General features: G+C 35.6%; 13 protein-coding genes. 7 read left to right on the top strand and 6 right to left on the bottom strand.

Annotation, left to right across the window (positions count from 1 at the left end; translation table 11 throughout):
• Positions 1-20 precede the first annotated feature (20 nt).
• Together sufB and AC1RNE_RS04440 are read left to right on the top strand one after the other, a co-directional pair.
• Complete coding sequence (gene sufB, locus AC1RNE_RS04435; RefSeq protein WP_492799826.1) at positions 21-1,469, top strand: Fe-S cluster assembly protein SufB; 1,449 nt, start codon at positions 21-23, stop codon at positions 1,467-1,469.
• A 239-nt stretch (positions 1,470-1,708) separates the two neighbouring features.
• Positions 1,709-3,313, top strand: a complete 1,605-nt coding sequence (locus AC1RNE_RS04440) for a family 43 glycosylhydrolase (protein ID WP_492799827.1) — start codon at positions 1,709-1,711, stop codon at positions 3,311-3,313.
• A 319-nt stretch (positions 3,314-3,632) separates the two neighbouring features.
• Here the strand turns inward: AC1RNE_RS04440 and AC1RNE_RS04445 are convergent, their stop codons facing one another.
• Together AC1RNE_RS04445 and AC1RNE_RS04450 are read right to left on the bottom strand one after the other, a co-directional pair.
• A complete protein-coding gene (locus AC1RNE_RS04445; RefSeq protein ID WP_492799828.1) occupies positions 3,633-4,811 on the bottom strand; it encodes a redoxin domain-containing protein in 1,179 nt (392 codons plus the stop codon).
• 325 nt (positions 4,812-5,136) lie between these two features.
• Positions 5,137-8,418, bottom strand: coding sequence for a UvrD-helicase domain-containing protein (locus AC1RNE_RS04450; protein WP_492799829.1), 3,282 nt, complete (start codon positions 8,416-8,418; stop codon positions 5,137-5,139).
• 213 nt (positions 8,419-8,631) lie between these two features.
• On the opposite strand from AC1RNE_RS04450, the gene AC1RNE_RS04455 reads away from it, so the two are divergent.
• On the top strand, positions 8,632-9,864 hold the full coding sequence (locus AC1RNE_RS04455) for a DUF819 family protein (RefSeq protein WP_492799830.1): 1,233 nt from the start codon (positions 8,632-8,634) through the stop codon (positions 9,862-9,864).
• A gap of 123 nt (positions 9,865-9,987) precedes the next feature.
• Here the strand turns inward: AC1RNE_RS04455 and AC1RNE_RS04460 are convergent, their stop codons facing one another.
• Positions 9,988-10,572, bottom strand: a complete 585-nt coding sequence (locus AC1RNE_RS04460; protein WP_492799831.1) for a Crp/Fnr family transcriptional regulator — start codon at positions 10,570-10,572, stop codon at positions 9,988-9,990.
• A gap of 202 nt (positions 10,573-10,774) precedes the next feature.
• Here AC1RNE_RS04460 and lepA point away from each other — a divergent pair, with 202 nt between their 5' ends.
• Positions 10,775-12,562: a translation elongation factor 4 gene (gene lepA, locus AC1RNE_RS04465; RefSeq protein ID WP_323253194.1), complete on the top strand. Its 1,788-nt coding sequence runs from the start codon at positions 10,775-10,777 to the stop codon at positions 12,560-12,562.
• Between the two features lie 177 nt (positions 12,563-12,739).
• Here lepA and dacB read toward each other — a convergent pair whose 3' ends face one another.
• A complete protein-coding gene (gene dacB / locus AC1RNE_RS04470; RefSeq protein WP_492799832.1) occupies positions 12,740-14,221 on the bottom strand; it encodes a D-alanyl-D-alanine carboxypeptidase/D-alanyl-D-alanine endopeptidase in 1,482 nt (493 codons plus the stop codon).
• Positions 14,222-14,700: 479 nt separating this feature from the next.
• On the opposite strand from dacB, the gene AC1RNE_RS04475 reads away from it, so the two are divergent.
• Together AC1RNE_RS04475 and AC1RNE_RS04480 are read left to right on the top strand one after the other, a co-directional pair.
• Entirely contained in the window at positions 14,701-15,087 is a 387-nt protein-coding gene (locus tag AC1RNE_RS04475) for a DUF805 domain-containing protein (RefSeq protein WP_492799833.1), read from the top strand.
• 108 nt (positions 15,088-15,195) lie between these two features.
• Positions 15,196-15,588: a DUF805 domain-containing protein gene (locus AC1RNE_RS04480; RefSeq protein WP_492799834.1), complete on the top strand. Its 393-nt coding sequence runs from the start codon at positions 15,196-15,198 to the stop codon at positions 15,586-15,588.
• A 437-nt stretch (positions 15,589-16,025) separates the two neighbouring features.
• Here the strand turns inward: AC1RNE_RS04480 and yidC are convergent, their stop codons facing one another.
• Both yidC and pyrG read right to left on the bottom strand, forming a co-directional pair.
• Complete coding sequence (yidC, locus tag AC1RNE_RS04485) at positions 16,026-17,879, bottom strand: membrane protein insertase YidC (protein WP_492799835.1); 1,854 nt, start codon at positions 17,877-17,879, stop codon at positions 16,026-16,028.
• 216 nt (positions 17,880-18,095) lie between these two features.
• The gene (gene pyrG, locus AC1RNE_RS04490) at positions 18,096-19,748 is read right to left on the bottom strand and encodes a CTP synthase (protein WP_492799836.1); all 1,653 of its coding nucleotides are present in this window, start codon (positions 19,746-19,748) and stop codon (positions 18,096-18,098) included.
• A gap of 427 nt (positions 19,749-20,175) precedes the next feature.
• Between pyrG and pgi the strand changes: the two genes are divergently transcribed.
• Positions 20,176-21,822, top strand: a complete 1,647-nt coding sequence (gene pgi / locus AC1RNE_RS04495) for a glucose-6-phosphate isomerase (protein WP_492799837.1) — start codon at positions 20,176-20,178, stop codon at positions 21,820-21,822.
• Positions 21,823-21,881 lie beyond the last annotated feature (59 nt).

The raw sequence follows: 21,881 nt of genomic DNA on the forward strand, positions 1-21,881 counted from the left end.
GATAATTACTACCTACAGCAATGGCAAAAGAAGAAATTGATATATTAGAGGAGGTAACCTCCTCCGAATACAAGTATGGTTTTGAAAGTCACTTCGAAACAGACGAAGTGCCAGCAGGTTTGAGCGAAGACGTAATCAGATTGATTTCAGTAAAGAAAAATGAACCAGAATGGATGCTTAATTTGAGGCTAAGTGCTTACCGTACTTGGTTAACAATGGAAGAACCGAAATGGTCTAACGTGCATTATACTCCTGTTGACTATCAGTCAATTAAATATTATTCGGCTCCAAAGCAAGCTAAAGTATTGGAATCTTTAGATGATATTGATCCAGAATTGCGTGCTACTTTTGAAAAATTAGGAATTTCATTAAACGAACAAAAGCGTTTATCGAATGTTGCAGTAGATGCCGTAATCGACTCGGTTTCAGTAGCTACTACTTTTAAAGCCGATTTAGCGAAAAGAGGCATCATTTTCTGCTCGATGTCGGAAGCAATTCAAGACCACCCTGAATTAATCAAAAAATACTTAGGTTCTGTAGTGCCAGTAAAAGATAATTTCTTTTCTGCCTTAAATGCTGCTGTATTTACGGATGGTTCATTCTGTTATATTCCTAAAGGTGTTCGTTGCCCAATGGAGCTTTCTACGTATTTTCGTATTAATGCTGCTGGTACTGGGCAGTTCGAACGTACTTTAATTGTGGCAGATGCAGGGTCGTATGTTAGTTACCTAGAAGGTTGTACTGCACCACAACGTGACGAAAATCAATTACACGCAGCGGTAGTTGAAATTTTTGCCCATGAAAATGCAGAAGTAAAATACTCTACGGTACAAAACTGGTATCCTGGTGATAAAGAAGGTAAAGGAGGGATTTATAACTTTGTAACCAAACGCGGTATTTGCGATGGTGCAAATTCTAAGATTTCTTGGACACAAGTAGAAACAGGTTCGGCTATTACATGGAAATATCCTTCTGTTATTTTAAAAGGGGATAATTCTATTGGGGAGTTTTATTCAGTAGCGGTTACCAATAATATGCAACAAGCGGATACTGGTACAAAAATGATTCACATTGGTAAAAATACCAAATCAAGAATTGTATCAAAAGGTATTTCGGCTGGTAAATCACATAACTCTTATCGTGGATTAGTAGAAGTAATGAAACGTGCAGATAATGCTCGTAACTTCTCTCAGTGTGACTCCCTATTGATGGGCGACCGTTGTGGAGCGCATACTTTCCCATATATTGAAGTAAAGAACAAAACGGCTACCGTAGAACACGAAGCGACTACTTCTAAAATTGGTGAAGACCAATTGTTCTATTGTAATCAACGTGGTATTTCTACTGAAGCTGCCGTAGCCTTAATTGTAAACGGTTATGCGAAAGAAGTATTAAACCAACTACCAATGGAATTTGCGGTAGAAGCTCAAAAGCTTTTAGCCGTTTCTTTAGAGGGTTCAGTTGGATAGTGTGTTGAAGAACTAAGAATGTTTATATAACATCGATAATACTAAAGCTACTGCATCAGCAGTGGCTTTTTTTTATGCCTTTACTGCTTTAATATTGCTTGGTAAAATACTCGTACAATAACGGGTAACTACAGGAGTTGCTCCTACAAGTAATTTCTTATATTGGCATGAGTATTAAAATTCAATATTTTAATACCCGAAATATTACGCGAAAACAATAAGATATTACCTAATTAAACATGAAAAAAAAATATAATTATTCTCTTACAATTATGTTATATTTGCTGTTCTCATTTATGGGATATATAGCTAATACACAGTCACTTAATATCAAAAATGATGTATTTTGGAATACCAAAGACGGACTGCCTATCAACAGTCAAGGAGGAGGCATATTTAAGTTTACAGACCCCCTCACCAAAGAAAAAAAATATTACTGGTATGGTGTTCATTACAAAGAAGCTGATACTTACCGTAAAAACCCATCTGTTACACTCCCTTCTGCTACATTTGAATCTGTAACCTGTTATAGTTCTACAGACTTGGTCAATTGGACTTTTGAGAGTGATGTGCTGACCCGAGATGAGTTAAAAAAGAAAGATGGTGAACGTAGAACATGGGTTGGTCGTTTAGGGGTAGCTTATATTCAAGAGTTACATCAATATGCGATGTTTGTTCAGCATGGCAGTGAGGTATTGATTACTGTTTGTGATACGCCAACGGGACAATTTACTTGGCATCAACAAATAAATATGAAGGAGATGATTGGCACATCAAACACGGGTGACCAAACAGTATTTACAGATGAAGACACTGGAAAATCTTATCTTATTTATTCTTATGGCAAGGGCAGAAACAAGATATATGTTTCTGAAATTGGCATTAAGGAGGGAATGGTTAACTTATTGGATTGTAAGGAAGTCTTTCAGGGAGAAAACCGTGAAGGGAATTGTATGTTTAAGTATAAAGGGAAGTATTACCTCAATGCTTCTAATATATATGGTTGGGATGCCTCATTGGCTTACTACTTAGTAGCTGATGACATCAGAGGGCCTTATGAGACTAAAAAAGGGATGTTGGTAATGAATGGGTCTTCCGATGATTATGCACATGTTACACAAACAGGTTTTTTCTATACCATCAAAGGTACTAAACAAGAAACTGTAGTTTACTGTGGCGATAGATGGGCCAATTTCGCAGGAAATGGTTTGGGGTATAACCAATGGTTTCCGCTTTCATTTGATGGAACTGTACCTCATTTTAATTCGCTTAGTTCGTGGAATCTAAATGCTACGACAGGTGAATGGAATGTGGCTACTGACAACAACTATGCAAAAAATGGTAGTTTTGAAGCAGACCGGAAAACTATTCCATCGCTCGTCAAACCAGTACAATTGCAATTAACAGGTTGGAATACTTCAGATATAGCAGGTAATAAAATTAGCCTTGACACTACTAGCTCACCAATTTTGAACCATAATAATAGCGAAAACGAAAGGAAAGTTGTTATTGGAGAGAAAAGCCTTGCTATCAGTGATAAGATAAATTTCAAGCGAAAGATATATCAGGTAATAACCTCCTCTCCTTTTGTAAAATTAGAAAAAGGTAGTTATACCTTAATCGCCAAGGTAAAGAATAGCAGTAGCTTTGATAAACTTGAAATATATGCTACTAGCAATGACAAAACTTTTAAGGTTACCTTTAAAGAAGAAAATACAAGCTGGAAAACGATTAAGATTGAAAACATAGTCATCAAAAATGGGAAGATAGAAATTGGCTTTGAGGCTGAAGGTGCTGCCAATGCTTTTTGTTATGTTGATGATATATTGTTGTTGAAGAACTAACAAACTTTTATTTCTTTAAAAACGATACAATCCAGAATAAAACATAGCTGATCTAAAAGAGAGAAGTTTAGAAGTTTAACAAAATAGCCTCATAGAGGCGATATATTGGTAGCCCAATTGATAAAAGCAGTAGCCTTCGAAGCCCCATCGGGGCGAAATATTTCGCCCCGATGGGGCTTCGAAGGGGTCTTAGCAAGCTGATCTTCCTACCGATATAGTGTTCCTAACGGAACTATAATTAGTATATATAAATCAAAAGAAGCGGTCAAAAACTAATTTTTGACCGCTTCTTTATGAAAAAGTTCGGGATAATTTATGTTTATTTACCTTTAGGCTTTTCATCTTTTGTAGCATTTTCTTTACTAAAGATAGTTGCTAATTTCTTGCTTAAGGCTTCACCTCTCAGGTTTTTAGCAATGATTTTACCATTAGGGTCTAACAGTAAGTTTTGTGGAATAGCCTGAATACCATATAATTTAGCTACTTCATTGTTCCAAAATTGTAAGTCGGAAACCTGAGTCCAAGTTAATTTATCATCATGGATAGCCTTCAACCATTTTTCTTTCGCATTTGGTTGGTCTAAAGAAACCCCGATAATATGGAAACCTTGGTCTTTGAACTCGTTGAATACTTTTACCACATTTGGATTTTCTCTTCTACACGGTCCACACCAGCTAGCCCAAAAGTCGATTAAAAGATATTTACCTCTTAGCGAAGATAATTTTACAGGTACACCCAATGTATCATTCTGCGTAAAATCTAAAGCTTCTCTTCCGATACCCGTAAGTTTAGCTGTCGTAATTTTTTCTTTAAATTCAACCCCAGCTGGTGACGCCTTTAAAGTAGCAGGCAATAAATTAAAAAGAGGTTCTACTTTTTCTACAATGATTTCGTATCCTGCAAAAGTCTTTAATGAATAAAGCGCTACTGGCGAATTTGGATTTTTCTTGATATAGCTACCATATACGTTTTCTCTTTGTATTTCATCCAATGAATCAATAGAAGCCTCTACCCTATCCATCGCCGCTTTTTCTTTATTTTTTGAATACTCTGAGTATTTTTTATAAAGTGCCTCTAGCTTACTTTCATAAGGTTTTGAAGCAAGATTCAATTTTTCAAACTCGATATGCGATTTTGAACCTTTCACGCTAACATTTGAAAACGAATCTACACTTGCTACAGTAATAATACCCGGCTCCAGGAAAATAGCTGCTGTATTTCTTTGAGCAAATTTAGCTTTTTTGTTCGCTGTATTTTTTGCGGTGAATTGTACCCTAGTAGGGTCTGTCAGAGACAATTTGAACGAATAGGCCCCTTTAGCAACCAACGAACTATCTGTTACTCTTTTGCCATTTGTGGCATAAGTAGCATATACGATATCGATGGTATCTTTAACATTTTTAATGGTACCTTTTACTTGAATAGTAGGTTTTGCAGGGCTTTGTGCATTTGTTAATAAAGGCAATGCACATAAAACTGTGAAAAATAGTTTTTTCATGAAGAGGAATTTTAGTTTAAATTATTGATGAACGTATAACGCCATTAAGAAATTATATTGAACAAATATAATAGGTATAACGTATTAACACTACAGATTTAGTAGTTAAATCATTTTTTACCACTTATATCCTTCATTCTTAGGCAGGGACTTAAGTCCTACTGATTAACCACATCTTTTAAAAAGTTGAAATGGAAATGTTATTATTGATCAAATTAGCTTAAATGTACATAAATAGTCTTTAAAACCAAGTGTTGAAGCTCTTAATCTCTAGCGAGGGACTTAAGTTCCTGCTTAGCGATAAATCATGGTGAACTGAACCTTTTTAAAAGACCTCCACTACTTGTTCGTCCTTCGCTTTTTCTTCCAAATACACCAATATTCCTTCTACATTGACATGCCCCATCGCTCTGTAAATATTCATGTATTGTCGTACTTGGGTTTTATGTGATTCAGATTTTGAGCCTGTTTTATAATCCAAAATCACGATTTTATCTTTTAGTCTCACCACTCTATCAGGACGAAGAGGCTTGCCTTTCGGCATTAATATTTCCCTTTCATTCTTGATAGACTCTTCGGCTACCTCAAAAAGTGGCTTGATATTGGGCAAACCCATGATATTTTCCAAGGTTCGCTTTAGTCCTTCTATCTCGGAAGCAATTATCAATCCCTCTCTAAGAATTTCTTGTAGGGCATAATCAGTATCATGATACGTTTTTATTTTGGCAAAGGCAGCATGCACTTTATTACCATAATCTTTACTTTTCTCGAAGGTTTCCAAGTCAAAAAGACGTTCAGCACTTTGTCGTAGTCTCACTTTATTGCTCCGTTCAAAACTGGTGATTGCACTGATTTCAATCAACTCTTCCTTTTTCTCTTTAGTAGCTTTTATCAGCTTATGTGTTCCTTGATAAACAACCTCAAAATGATTCTCTCCTTCTTCAATAAACGGACAGTTGACAAATTGATATAGCTGATTTCCGACTGTTTTACTAAAATCCTTCACATTTTTCTTTACAATCAAATACAGCCTATCAGTAGGGCGTGTCAATCCTACATACAGCATATTCAAGCTTTCTAAAAAGGTCTTTTCTTTTTCGGCTTTGTATTGACCAACTACAAAAGTTTGTTCTAACGCTTTGGATATCCTCAGCGGGGCATTCTTTAAAGTTTTTTCTATAGAACCACTAAGAACAATCAATTCATTTTCCTCTGGCAAATCTGCCCAAATCTGTGTTCTCAAGTTAGTATCAGTACTCCAATTACAATAAGGAATGATTACGACTGGAAATTCTAATCCTTTAGATTTGTGGATACTCATTACAGTCACGGCCGCTTGTCCTTCTGGTGTAGAAATAGAAAGCGTTTCCTTTTTTATTTCCCAAAACTGTAAAAAATCAGTAAGGTGCGTACTCTTTTTAGTCTGAAACTCCAGAATAACATCCAAGAACCTAAAGAGAAAATCTAAGGCTTTATGATGTTCAAAAAGGAAGAAAGTATTGATGATTTTCTCAGCAATTTCATACAAAGCCATTTGTTGTAAAGCAAAAGACTCTAATGAATATCCTTGTGTTTCAATCAATTGATAAAACAAAGCAATATCTCCTGATTCGATAGACTGTTTAATAATCTGATTATCATCAGTATCAGGAATTTTGTTCAACACTACCCGATAGAACAAATAAATCGCCTCGTATTTAGATAAAGTATTATCAGGATTTTGAATTACTTTCATCAAAGAAACGACTAAATTAACCGCCTCTGAAGCATTTAGATTGAGTGAATCTGAGGAAATTACATCAATATTAGCATCTTTCAAGGCATTGGCGATAATCCTGCCGTGCTTATTTTTCCTACATAATACAGCAATGTCTGCGTAGTTATATCCTGCCCCTCGTGCCTCCTCAATCAATGCCATAATACGCTCGAACATCAATTCATCTTCATGCTCTCCTTGCATAAAATCAATCTCTACATGCCCGCCTGTTTTGGGATTTACTGGCACTTGCTGTGCAAAGAATTCATCATAGACCATCGGTAAGGATGGTGCAATGCTTTCATTTTCGGGAGATGCTTTAATGAAGTTAAATAAGTCGTTATTAAATGTAATTACTTCTTGAGTACTTCTATAATTGGTACTTAGGTTTTCGGGTTTAAGGTATGGACGGATACTGGCGTATCTTTCTACCAAAAAATCGTTGTCTTCATTTCCTATTATCAATCTTTCCAGATTGTCTTTATGCAAATGCACAATCAATTCCATTTCTCCTCCTCTAAAACGATAAATAGATTGCTTGGCATCGCCTACGGCTAAATTGAAATGCCCATTGGCCAAAGAGTTTTCAACCAAAGGCAAGAAATTATGCCATTGTAGTGTAGAAGTATCCTGAAATTCATCAATCAGGATGTGGTTATATTTTTCGCCCAATCGCTCATAAACAAACGGGATGGGTTCTTTCATCACAATCTCAAAAATTTTCCTATTAAACTCTGAAATGTGAATTTGCCCACTTTCGCTCTGAATAGAGGCAATCTCTTTTTTTAGCTGACTGAGTAAAGCTAGTTTTTTAGTCTGTTTAAGAATCTCTTTAAAAAGAACATATTTTGCTCTTTCAGTTTCTTGAATTGTAAAAACGCTACTTAGGTAAATTCCTAACTCATCGGCAATTCCATCAATAATGACTTTAATACCAGTTTTTTGAGATTTTGAATACCAAAGGTTTTCGTCAATTGCCTTTTTCACATAAGAGTTAGCCGTAGTAAAAACATCGCTTTCTAATTTCTTAAAAAAAATCCCTACGCCTGACCTGCTCTGATAAAAATCCACGATATCTAAACCCGCAGATGCAATACTTTCTAAGGCTATCTGAGCAATGGTTTTAATCTTAGTTTCAAGGTGTTCACAGAAAGCTTTTAGCTGTTCTTCTATCAGTAAAAAATCTTCCGCTTCTAAATCTGCTATTTTGTCGATAGCATCTTGGTGTTGATCAGACAAAAGATTTTTGCCAAAAATAGACAATTCATCCGCCAAGCCATTCCAAGATTTGCCTTCATCTGCTTTTTCCAAGGCAAAGCTTCGGATAGACAACGTAATCTGCTCGAAATGTTCGGTATTTACTTTTTGTAATAATTGCTCCACAGCCGCATCAAGCAATACTTCAGAATCGAGGCTTACTTCGAAGTTGAAGGGAAAATCCAATTCTTCTGTAAAAGCTGATACTATTTTTTGAACAAAGGAATCTATCGTAGAAACAGAAAAATTAGCATATTCATGGATGATATGCTTGAAAGTCTTTGAAGCCCTGAGTCGTAATTCATCCTCATCAATATCTATTCCTTCTTGTTGTAATTCATCTAAAATTTGGTTAAAAATTCCATTTGAATCTTCTTGATCTTGTGGGTCGTCGCTCGAAAATTGATGAAGATATTTTAAGATTCTCTCTTTCATCTCACCCGCAGCTTTATTGGTAAAAGTAACTGCCAGAATATGATTGAAATAAAAAGGAGAAGTAGTTCTAAGAGCTAATTTGATGTACTCCTTTGCCAAAGTATAGGTTTTTCCCGAACCAGCAGAAGAGGAATATATTTTAAATTTAGGGCTTTGCATGAGATATTGTATTCGTCGAGACACAAGAAGCTAGATTTTAGACACAAGATGTTAACAATAAGAGTAAAAGTATTTGTCAATTTTGAACTCAAAACTTCTTAACTTATTTCTATTTCAAAAATCTTGTTTCTAGTGTCTTATGTCTATTTTCTAATCACTATCTTGCAAATTACGAAAAGAACTTAAATTTGTTGAATATTATCTCCCCTCATCATGCAACAAACATTTATTACAAACGATGCCATAATCTTCGGATTATTATTGGGTATCATTTATTTTACCTTTTATACCTCATCCCTCGAAAATCGTTTTTGGAAACGTTTCTATACATTCTTTCCCAGTATTTTGGTTTGTTATTTTGTCCCAGGCTTACTAAATGCCTTTAATATTGTTGATGGTGAACACTCTAAGTTATACGATGTAGCCTCAAAATATTTACTCCCAGCCTGTTTGTTGTATTTCACTATTAGTATTGATTTTGATGCCTTGAAACAATTGGGTGGAAAAGCTATTATTGTTTTTTTAGCAGGAGCTTTAGGTGTAATGATTGGCGGTCCAGCCTCGCTTTGGATAGTAAAAATGATTAGTCCCGAAACAGTAGCAGGTGAAACGTGGAGAGGCTTAGCCACGATAGCAGGAAGTTGGATTGGTGGAAGTGCTAACCAAACGGCATTGAGAGAAGTATTTAACCCACCTGCCGAAATATTCTCTCAGGCTATTGCCATTGATGTACTTACAGCCGAGCTTTGGTTAGCGTTATTGCTATATGGTGTGGGACACGCCACTAAAATAGACAAATGGTTTCGTGCAGATACACGTGCTGTAGATGATGTAAGAATAAAAATTGAAAAGAGAGCCAAAGAAAACGCCAAAAATCCGACGGTACAAGATATACTGTTAATACTATTTATCGGCTTTGGAGCTACCGCGATGGCTCATGCTTGTGCGGATATAATAGTCCCTTTTATAGAAAACAATTATCCTAATCTTAAAAAATTCAGCCTTACTTCGTCTTCATTTTGGGTTATTTCTTTAGTGACAATCTTTGGTTTAATACTCTCGCAAACTAAAGCAAGGCAAATTGAGGATGTAGGAGCCTCTAAATTTGGGTCGATATTCTTATTTATTTTAATAGCTACTATTGGCATGAAAATGAACATCTTTGCAGCCTTAGAAAAACCACAGCTTTTTCTAGTAGGCATTATCTGGATGTTGTTTCATGCTAGCTTCACGTTGATTGCTGCTTACATTACCAAAGCACCTTACTTTTTTACAGCTGTTGGCTCACAAGCTAATGTTGGTGGGGCAGCTTCTGCTTCGGTAGTGGCAGCAGCTTTTCACCCTTCTTTGGCATCAGTAGGTGTCTTACTCGCTATTCTAGGTTATGCGCTAGGTACTTATTGTGGTTATTTAACGGGATTAATGATGCAGTGGGTGGTTTCTTAGTTGTGAGTTGTGAGTTTTGAGTGAGGAGTTTTTAAATATTGAGTAATGAGCAATCTTTCCCCTAAAATACTATAGTCAACACTCAACTCAAGACTCATAACTCACCATTCTCAACTCAAAACGCTACAGCACTTTTTTTAGCCTACTCAACGACTGTGGGGTAATGTTGAGATAAGAGGCAATAATATGTTGAGGAATCTTCTTTTCAACGGCTGGGAATTCAATAAGTAGTTTTTTATAGCGCAATGTGGCGTCATCGAGCATAAAAGAACGTACTCTATTTCTTTCATCACAAAAATATATTTGGTTGATAATTCTACCTGCACGCTCCCAACCATGGAATTTTTCAAAAAGCCATGTTAGCCGTTCATAAGTAATGTATAATAACTTACAATCTTCTAGGGCGTCTAGATAGTCTGTCGAAGGTTGTTGTAATGCAAAACTCACTTGCTCTGTAAAGATAGTTCCATCAAAGGCGAAATTGAAGGTTCTATTGTGTTCACCAGCAACTTTAGTATAAGCCCTGAGCGTTCCCTGTAAAATGAAATATATTTCATTACAAACATCTCCTTCTTTAAGCAGGATGTCTCCTTTCTTGCAAGTTTTGTATTGTACTTTACTCAAAAATGATTTTACTTCCCTTTCAGAGAGTACCACAAACTTATTGAGGTATTCCACGAGAGGGAAAATTTCAGGAGTAATTTTCATGGCGGTTTAAGTTTTAATGACTTTTTTGATTTATTTAGATAAAAAATACTTAAACAAGTTTTATTCTTATCTCTTTTCTAATTAGTTATTATCTTTTTCAAAGTTAAGGACGTAATTTTGTAAAATGTATAAGCAAAACCTGTATTACGGCGAGTAAGTTATACAGCATCATGAAATAAATCAATACCGTAAAATAAATAACGTGAAAAACATTCGTAACTTTTGTATTATTGCCCATATAGATCACGGAAAGAGTACACTCGCTGATAGATTAATTGAATTTACAAATACTGTACAAAAACGGGATATGCAAGCTCAATTACTGGATGATATGGACTTGGAGCGTGAGCGTGGTATCACGATCAAATCGCATGCAATACAAATGAATTTCCCTTATAAAGGAGAGGAATATGTATTTAATTTGATTGATACACCTGGTCATGTGGATTTTTCTTATGAAGTTTCACGATCAATTGCCGCTTGTGAGGGTGCTTTGCTTATTGTGGATGCTGCCCAAGGAATTGAAGCTCAGACTATCTCGAATCTTTTCTTAGCACTAGGGCATGACTTAGAGATTATTCCTGTATTAAATAAAATTGACTTGCCAGGAGCAATGCCTGAGGAAGTAAAAGACCAAATTGTAGATTTATTAGGCTGTGACCGAGATTCAATCATCCATGCTTCTGGTAAAGAAGGTATTGGTATCGAAGATATTTTGGTTGCTGTAGTCGAAAGAATCCCTGCTCCAAAAGGTGACCCTGCCGCTGAACTCCAAGCGTTAATCTTCGACTCTGAATTTAATTCATACCGTGGTATTGAAGTAATGTTTAGAGTATTCAATGGTGAAATCAAAAAAGGTGATAAGGTAAAATTCATTGCTACAGGCAAAGAATATTTTGCAGATGAAATTGGTACTTTGCGTTTAGAAAAAGAGCCAAGACTATCTATCAAGGCTGGAGACGTAGGATATTTGATTTCTGGTATCAAAGAAGCTAAAGAAGTAAAAGTAGGTGATACGATTACGCACCGTGACCGTCCTTGTAAAGAATCTATTCATGGTTTTGAAGAAGTAAAACCAATGGTTTTTGCAGGTATTTATCCTGTTGAGACTACTGAATTTGAAGATTTGCGTGATGCAATGGGCAAACTTCAATTGAACGATGCTTCCTTAGTATGGGAACCAGAAACATCAATGGCCTTAGGTTTTGGTTTCCGTTGTGGTTTCTTAGGAATGCTACACATGGAGATTGTCCAAGAACGTTTAGAGCGTGAATTTAACATGACTGTAATTACCACTGTTCCTTCGGTGAAATTCAATGTTAAATTAACAAATGGAGAAGAACTATGGGTATCAGCGCCATCTGAACTACCTGAGCCAAATTTGATTGACCACGTTGAAGAGCCAATCATTAAAGCACAAATCATTACTAAATCTGATTATGTAGGTGGCATCATGAAATTGTGTTTGGATAAACGAGGAGTTCTTTCAAATCAAATTTACCTTACTTCCGACCGTGTAGAATTGCAATTCGACTTACCACTTTCAGAAGTTGTATTCGATTTCTTTGATAAATTAAAGACTATTTCGCGTGGCTATGCTTCTTTGGATTATGAATACAAAGGCTATCAAGAAGGCGAAATGGTGAAGTTAGACGTGATGTTAAATGGTGAAAAAGTGGATGCACTTTCTGCCATCGTACACCGCGACAAAGCTTATGAATGGGGAAAACGTCTATGTGAAAAATTGCGTGAATTGTTACCAAGACAACAATTTGACATTGCTATTCAAGCGGCTATCGGGCAAAAAATCATTGCTCGTGAAACGGTGAAGGCATTGAGAAAAGACGTAACTGCCAAATGTTATGGTGGTGATATTTCTCGTAAAAGAAAATTATTAGAGAAACAGAAAAAAGGTAAAAAACGTATGCGTCAAGTAGGAAACGTAGAAATTCCACAAGAAGCATTTATGGCTGTTTTGAAATTAGATTAATCTTATTGATTAACTATTATCCGTTATCTGTTAATTGTTATCAGTAATAAGCTGACAATTAATGGATAACGGATTCTTTATTTTAGTCCCACTTAATATAATTCCTAATTAGTAACTTTACTGTCCTACACCATTCCTAACTCACTAAATCACAATTCACTAAATCACAACTAATTTTCACAACTCAACCATCATCATCATTAACTTTTCTAACTCTTTTGTCGCTGACCCATAATCTGAATTATATTTATTCAGTATCAGTGAGAAGCACATTAATTCACCATTCTTCGCTGTAAAATATCCAGCATAAGCTCTTACGCCTTCAATTGAACCACTCTTTGCCCTAACATTGCCAATAGCTTTTGATTTTTTTCCTAAATGAGCTACCGTTCCTGATTCGCCGACCACAGGAATAGATTCATAAAATGATTTAAATGATTTTTCAGTGTACATTGCTTTCAAAATATCTGTCATGTTGGCAGGAGTAAGACTGTTTGTAGGCGATAGGCCGCTCCCATCTTTTACATTAAACCCCGCTAAATTTAGCCCTCTGTTTTGCCAAATTTGTTTCAACCCTTTTACAGCATCTTTCGTAGTGTTACCAAATGAATAAGATACCGAGAAGGTTTTCAAAAAAGCCTCCGCATATAAATTAATACTTTGGTAATTACACGCTTTCGCTAGCTCTTTAAGTGCTGGTGACGAGTAACTGGCAATATTCATCGTTTGAAATGACTTCTGAAAAGTAATTCTCTTTTTACTTACTTCCAAGGATGACAGCGGACTTTCATACACCTTGATGCCTAATTCCTCCAATTTTTTCTGTAAGAAATATGCTGCAAACAAGGGCGGGTCAGGAATAGAGCCTTTTACTGAAAAGGTATCTCCTGCTGGTACATAGCCTTGCATCACTAAAATATCTTGATAAGGCGTACTGTATATATTTACTTGATCTCCCGTATGAGGCTTATCTGTTTGTACCCTATTGATTTTCTGATAATATGGTAGGTCTGGATTGGTTTTAACCAAAGAAGCCTCTGCTAGATAAGTACTTGGTTTGAAAGTAGCATAAAATAAGTTTTCATTGATATTTAATCCATAAGCCCCAGCACCATAATAATTACCTATATCTCCCCAAATCCACGTATCGGGTAATACATTTTCTTCAAACAAACCACCATCAGCAAATACCCTTCCTCTAATTTCCTTAATTCCTAAAGCCTTGATTTTTTGTGCCCATGTCACAAACAAAACCTTATAGTCCATTTGTTTGTCTATTCGTCCACTTCCGAAAGAAGGGTCACCAGCACCTTTGATGATAATGTTACCAACTAATATAGAATCTGTAATTTGTCCGCTATAATCTAGCTTAGTAGTATAGGTATAATCTTCCCCTAAGGTTGATAATGCGGTAGCAGACGTAATTAGTTTTAATGTGGAGGCTGGAGCAAGACTTTTCTGGGAATTATATTCTACTAAAACTTTATTATTTGTTACTGATTTGATGCATACTCCTACCATCCCATTAGCCATAAACGGCGTAGTGGCTAACCCATTAATATATTGTTGAAATCGTTCTTGAGAAGGAGTATTTTCAAGCGAATCAGGTTTATTTGATAAAGTCAGGATATGCAAAATACTTAACAAAAATAGCTTCATAGAGTATTGTAAGGATTATTGATGAATATTGATACCTAACAAAGATAAAGAAAATGAGCTAATAAGCTAATAATTTGTATCCTGAGTAGCGTGATTAAAACGCGATAGCATTTACGCTTATTATTAGCCTATAATAAGCGTAAAAATAATTTTGTTATTCAATAATCTTTTCGTTATGTTTATAATACAAAATAACATAGCAGCTATATGTTATTTATTTTCTAACACTTATAAATTACAAAGCAATGTATTTACTCATTAAACAGACAGGAATAGTCTAAATCTATCGCAAGTAAACTCCTATTTCACTTGCCTGTTTCCCTCAATTGATACCTCCTTTCGTAGGTAAAATTTTAGCGCTTATTTTATATACGCATCATTAACTTTTTTATTTTACAGACTTTGAATGCAAGCGCCCGATATAAAAACAGGGTGTAATAGAAAACTTAACGAGTAATAAATCAAATACAAAAAACGATATGCACTACTACTTAAAAGCTTTACAAAGCTATGCTACTTTCAACGGTAGAGCTAGGAGAAGCGAATATTGGAATTTTATATTTGTCAACTTAATTTTTTCATTTATAGCTATCATAGCAGACCATATTTTTCGGATTGCGATGCCCTTAATTGGTTATGGTCCTATTACTTTTTTGTATTCATTAGCTGTATTTTGTCCCGCTTTAGGAGTATTGGTTAGAAGACTTCACGATGTCGGAAAAAGTGGATGGTTTGGCTTAATCATATTTATACCATTGGTAGGGTTAGTGTGGTTGTTTGTACTGTTAGTATCAGAAGGCAACGCTGGCGAAAATGAATATGGTACAAACCCTAAAGAAGAAGTAGAACAGTATAAAGATTTATAATGCATTACAAAATTTTACTATAACCCATGGAGCCCAGAGACCATCATAAAACGGGGCGGAATCGAAAAGCCAAACGAGTAGAAAAAACACAAAATCTATACTATTCAAATGAATTATTATTTACAAGTTTTACAAAACTATGCTACATTTAGCGGCAGAGCCAGAAGAAGTGAATACTGGTATTTTGTCTTATTTAACTTTATTTTTTCTGTTTTAGCTGTTATGATAGGTATTGCTGTTGGGGCATCAATTGGAGCAGCTGGATTTGTTGCTATTTATCTGATTTATTTAATTTATCAGATAGCGATACTTATTCCAAGCTTGGCTGTTATAGTTAGACGATTACACGATGTGGGTAAAAGTGGATGGTACTTTTTTATTTCTCTTATCCCGCTCGTAGGCATAGTATGGTTAATCGTACTGTTAGTAACAGAAGGAGAACCTTACGATAATCAATATGGCGCTAATCCAAAGGAATTAGCTGATGAATTAATTTATTAATAGACCGATATATTATCAATGCTATTTTGATAAAATTACCCAAACCCAAAAAGCTAAGAATTTCAAACATAAGTCATTCTGAATTTTAAAATAGAAAGTGGTCGAAATTAATTTTTCGACCACTTTTTTATTCATTTATAGTTCCGTTAGGAACGGAATATCGGTAGAAATAGCCTATTAACCTCCCAAGCCCCATCGGGCGAGATATTTCTCCCCGATGGGGCTTGGAGGGAAATGTTATTTAGTAACTACTGATATTTCGCCTCTATGAGGCTATTTTGATTTTAATCCTATAAAATTCTTACTTTAAGAAAAACAAGGATGACTTATGTTTATTTCATACTTCCTTTATTACCTCCACGAAAGCATTATAAAAAAAGGCTTATAAAATTGTCGTTAAACAATTTTATAAGCCTTTTTACTATACTAAAATATTACTATTTCTTCTTTTTCTTAGGGTCAGTTTGTTGAGTTTTTTGTGTTTCCTCAACAGCCTTCATTTGCTTAGAAATGTATTCTGAGAAACGAGATTTCTTCACACCGCCTGCAGCAATTTTCTTACGATTTTCTTCTAAAACTGCTTTGATTTTATCTTCATCTACAAACTTACGAATACCAATTTGTTGTCCGATAGTTACTAAGTTGGAAACAAAATAATAGAAGCTCATACCAGCTGGTAAAGAGTTCATTACGAACATGAATATCACTGGCGTAACATAAGCCATTTTCTTCATGTCAATCGGTTGTCCTGTTTGGTCTGGCGTATTTTGGTTGTTATAATAACCATAAGCAATACTTGAGAGTGTCATCAATAAGGTAAACAAACTGATGTGGTTACCATACAATGGAATACTGAACGGTAAAGTAGCGATAGAGTCGAAAGTAGAAAGGTCATTTGCCCATAAGAACGATTGCTGACGCAAGTTAATCAAGTTCGGGAACAACATAAATACCGCCATCAATACTGGCATAGTGGCTAAAACGGGAACACAACCACTCAGTGGGCTTACGCCTACTTCGCCATACAATTTCATTTGTGCTTGCTGTTGTGCCGCTGCATCATCCCCTACTTTCTCTTTGATAGCATTCAATTCTGGCTGTAAAATTCTCATTTTAGCCATGCTTACATACGACTTATAAGTAAGTGGTAATAATGCAAATTTGATGATTAATACTAACGCAATAATTAATAAACCGTAATTACTGAATACTGTTTCTAACACATTAAAAAGCGGAACGAATACATAACGTGTAATTGGCAAGAAAATATCATAACTCAATTTTACGTTTTTCCCAAAGCCTGGTGCTACGTTTTTGATGATATTATAATCGTTAGGACCAAAATACCATTGATAATTTCCTTTGCCTGATTTTAAGTCGGCCAAATCCAAATCCATGTTAGCTCTCAATGTCTTGATATTAACAGAATCAGTTTCGTTAGCAGTAGCAACAATCTGTGCTTTTTGGATAGGTGCATTTTTTGTAATAAAGCCCGACAAGAAGTATTTTTTCTTGAATGAAACCCATTTCAAAGGCTTATCTAGCGATTCTTCTTTTGAACCCGTTGGTGTTTCTGCTAGTTGATCAAAATCTTCATCTTCGTTCAATAAGTAATTGACAGTAGCTTTACGGTTTTCTGTTAAATCTTTTTCGGTTGGACGAACATTTTCAATCCAGTTTAATTTAGCCGATTCGTTTTTCAACAAACCATCCAAACCTTGTAGCTTCACATCTTGGTCTAACAAAAAGCCTTCTCCTGCTAATGTATAAGTCTGTTCGATGCTTTGTCCGTTGGCTAAGTTTAAAGTAAAGCTAACTTTTTGCGATTGTCCTTCTGCAACCACTCCACCTTTAGAAGCAGTAGTAAAGTACAATTTATTCAAATCAACATTTCCTTTTGTAGTTGGAAGGTCAAAAGTTACTTTATCAAAAGCCTCATCAAAAATCACAAGAGGTTCTTTTTTCTGGCTAGCAAATGAATTGTAAGTCTCGTAATTCTTTAATAATACTTGTTTTACCTTACCACCTAAAGTAGTGAACACTACTTTAATGTCTTTATTTTCTAAAACAAGTTCTTGTGCAGTACCTATGGCAGCCGATGCGAAATCGCCAGCGGCAGCTTTTAAAGCAACTGAATCCACCGTTGCAACTTTATGTACAGTGGCAGTTTGGGCTACTTTAGCTTTCTCAGGTGCTTTTTCAGGTTCAACCTTAGGGGCTAGGAAAAACTGGTATCCCAGCAACATCGCCATTATCAACAACAGCCCCGTTACTTGATTTTTGTCCATCATTATTTTAGTAAATTTGTCTTTTTTCGAGTTTTGTGCGGTTATACACTCATCGGTTATCTTTAATTGTTGTCGGTTTTATTCTCTAAGTATCTATTTTCCTAAAAAACCTGAACGAAATGTAAAAACTTTCTATCAAATAAAACCGCCAAAGCTTTTGACTTTAGCGGTGCAAAATTACGACTTATCTTTTATTAAATCATTTTAAATGATAAAAGGTTACTTAGAACTTGCTTTCATCAAAGGAATAGCATTCTTCAAAGCAGCTTTTACAAAGTGAACAAATAATGGAGCAGGGTTTGCTACATTCGATTTGTACTCTGGGTGAAACTGTACACCGATAAAGAATGGGTGGTCTTTTAGTTCAACAATTTCTACTAAACCAGAATCTGGATTAATACCTGTTGGCACCATTCCTGCATTTTTAAAGCGTTCTAAATAGGCATTATTGAATTCATAACGGTGACGGTGACGCTCCTGAATGTTCAATTTACCATATACATGGTGTGCTAAAGAACCTTTTTCTAATTTACAAGAGTATGCACCCAAACGCATCGTTCCACCTTTATTAGTAATAGATTTTTGTTCTTCCATCAAATCAATTACTGGATATGGTGTTTCTTTGTTCATTTCAGATGAGTGAGCATCCTCTAAACCAACTACGTTTCTAGCATATTCAATTACAGCACATTGCATACCCAAACAAATACCAAAGAAAGGGATTTTGTTTTCACGAGCATATTTTACAGCGTTGATTTTACCTTCGATACCTCTTTCGCCAAAGCCTGGGGCTACTAAAATACCATCAAGGCTTTCTAGTTTTTTGCGATAATCACCTTCCACTAAGTTTTCAGAAGAAATCCAAATTACATTTACCTTCGTTTCATTGACAGCACCTGCATGAATCAATCCTTCTGAAATAGATTTATAAGAGTCTTTCAGTTCAACATATTTACCAACCAAACCGATTGTAACTTGTTCTGTTGGATTTTTAAGTTTGCCTAAGAAATTCTTCCATTGTTCTAAGTCAGCGTCTTTGTCATTATAAATATCTAATTTATATAAAGCACGTTGATCTAGTTTCTCTTTACGCATCAACAAAGGCACATCATAAATCGTTTCTGCATCCATCGCTTCGATTACATCATTTGGCGAAACGTTACAGAAAAGAGCGATTTTACGACGCATTTCCTGTGGAATTGGGTGTTCTGTACGACAAACAATAATATCTGGCTGAATACCATATTCAGACAAAGCACGCACTGAGTGTTGCGTTGGCTTAGTTTTCAATTCACCCGCAGCAGCGATATAAGGCACTAAGGTTAGGTGAATGAAAAGCGTATTTTTCTCTCCTAAATCCCATTTTAACTGACGAGCAGCCTCGATAAAAGGTAGAGATTCGATATCACCCACACAACCTCCTAATTCAGTAATGACAATATCGTACTGTCCAGTAGCACCCAACAAAAGAATATTTTGTTTGATTTCGTCAGTGATATGCGGAACTACTTGAACAGTTTTTCCTAAATAATCACCACGACGTTCTTTTGTAATTACATTAAAATAAACTCTACCAGTGGTAATGTTATTTCCCTGTGAAGTAGGCACGCCCAAAAAACGCTCATAATGACCCAAATCAAGATCCGTTTCCGCTCCGTCGTTGGTTACATAACACTCACCATGCTCATAAGGGTTTAACGTTCCCGGATCAATATTGATATATGGATCCAATTTTTGGATAGTTACTGATAGCCCTCTAGCCTGTAATAATTTAGCTAATGATGAAGCAATAATTCCTTTTCCTAAAGATGAAGTTACACCGCCCGTAACGAAAATATATTTTGCGGTTTTAGGTTGCCCTTTACCTGACATTGTAATAAAATTGAAGTTTGAATTTTTCTAAGAGGATGTGTACAAAAATTGTACAGAGGAAGAATGGAGTTCCGCAACCCTTAGTTACGGGATACAAAGTTAGAGAATTTTCAGCGAAGTATTTCGTCTTTTTTTGAATAAAGACTTAACTCTTTTCTTAAACACCACAACAACACATTGATTTACAGCAAATTACATTTACAAATATTTAAGAATTAAAATTAAAGCTTAACAAAAAGGCAATTTGGATAATGTAATTCACAGATGAGGTGACCATTATCAATAAAGCACTGCCATTTGATTTTTATCCTAACATTAATTATCTTCTTAACAAAATCCTAAAGGCTTTATCTCTACTAATTCAGCAGTCTTTTGTACTTTTGTGAGTATAACCAGAAATTATTACTTAAAAATAACAAAAGCAATTATGTTAAAATCTGTTCCTTTCGACCAAACCCATGCTTTTTCTTTACTGACAAAGCACAAATCTGAAATTGATGCTACTTCTATAAAAGAACTCTTCGCAAATGATGCCGAACGATTTGATAAATTCTCAATTCGTTTTGAAGACATTCTTGTGGATTATTCTAAAAACATACTCAACGAAAAAACAAAAGCTATCTTAGTGGCTTTGGCCAATGAATGTGAATTGGACGATGCTATCGAAAGAATGTTTACTGGCGATACGATTAACCAAACTGAAAAGCGTGCTGTGTTGCACGTTGCCCTAAGAAACCGCTCTAATGCTCCTATTGGTGTAGATGGCAAGGAAATCATGCCTGATGTAAATGCTGTTTTAGAGAAAATGAAAGGGTTTTCTGAGAAAGTAATTTCTGGAGCTTGGAAAGGATATGCTGGCGAAGCCATCACTGATATAGTAAATATTGGCATCGGAGGTTCAGATTTAGGCCCAGTAATGGTTACAGAAGCTTTAAAGCCTTATAAAAATCATTTGAATTTACATTTTGTTTCTAACGTAGACGGTACGCATATCGCCGAAGTGTTGAAAAAAGTAAATCCAGCTACTACCCTTTTCTTGATTGCTTCTAAGACATTTACTACGCAAGAAACCATGGCGAATGCTCATTCGGCTCGTAACTGGTTCTTGGCAAATGGTGGTTCGATTGAAGATGTTGCCAAACATTTTGTGGCAATTTCTACCAATGAAAAATCAGTAGTAGAATTTGGCATTGATGCTGATAATATGTTTGGTTTCTGGGATTGGGTTGGTGGTCGTTACTCATTATGGTCGGCTATTGGCTTATCAATCGTTTTATCAATCGGATTTGAAAATTTTGTTGAATTATTAGAGGGTGCGCATGCCATGGACAAGCACTTCCGCACAGCAGATTTCAGCGAAAACATTCCAGTGCTTTTAGCTTTATTAGGCATTTGGTATAATAATTTCTTTGGAGCAGATACCCAAGCAATCCTTCCTTATGACCAATACATGCACCGTTTTGCAGCTTATTTCCAACAGGGAGATATGGAGTCGAATGGTAAATATGTAGGTCGTGATGGCAAAGAGGTTTCATATCAAACAGGTCCAATTATCTGGGGAGAACCAGGCACAAATGGTCAACATGCCTTTTATCAATTGATTCACCAAGGCACAAAATTAGTCCCTTGCGACTTTTTAGCACCAGCCGTTTCTCATAACCAAATTGGTAACCATCATACATTATTATTATCAAACTTCTTTGCACAAACAGAAGCTTTGATGAATGGCAAAACATTAGACGAAGTAGTGACTGAATTTAAGAAAGCAGGAAAATCTGATGAAGAAATTGCTGAATTAGCACCCTTTAAAGTATTCAAAGGAAATCGCCCGACAAACTCTATTTTGTTCAAACAACTAACGCCACGTACATTAGGTAGTTTGGTAGCGATGTATGAGCATAAAATATTTGTACAAGGTATCATCTGGAATATCTACAGCTTTGACCAATGGGGTGTAGAATTAGGCAAGCAATTGGCTAATAAAATTTTGCCTGAGCTTACGAGCGAGGAAACTATTACTTCACACGATTCTTCAACCAATGCATTGATTAATGCTTATAAGGCTTGGAGATAGTTTGAAAGAATAAAAAAATCCCGTATGATATTAAGACAAATCACACGGGATTTTTTATG

The organism is Arcicella sp. GW822-FHT02H01 (assembly GCF_058802005.1).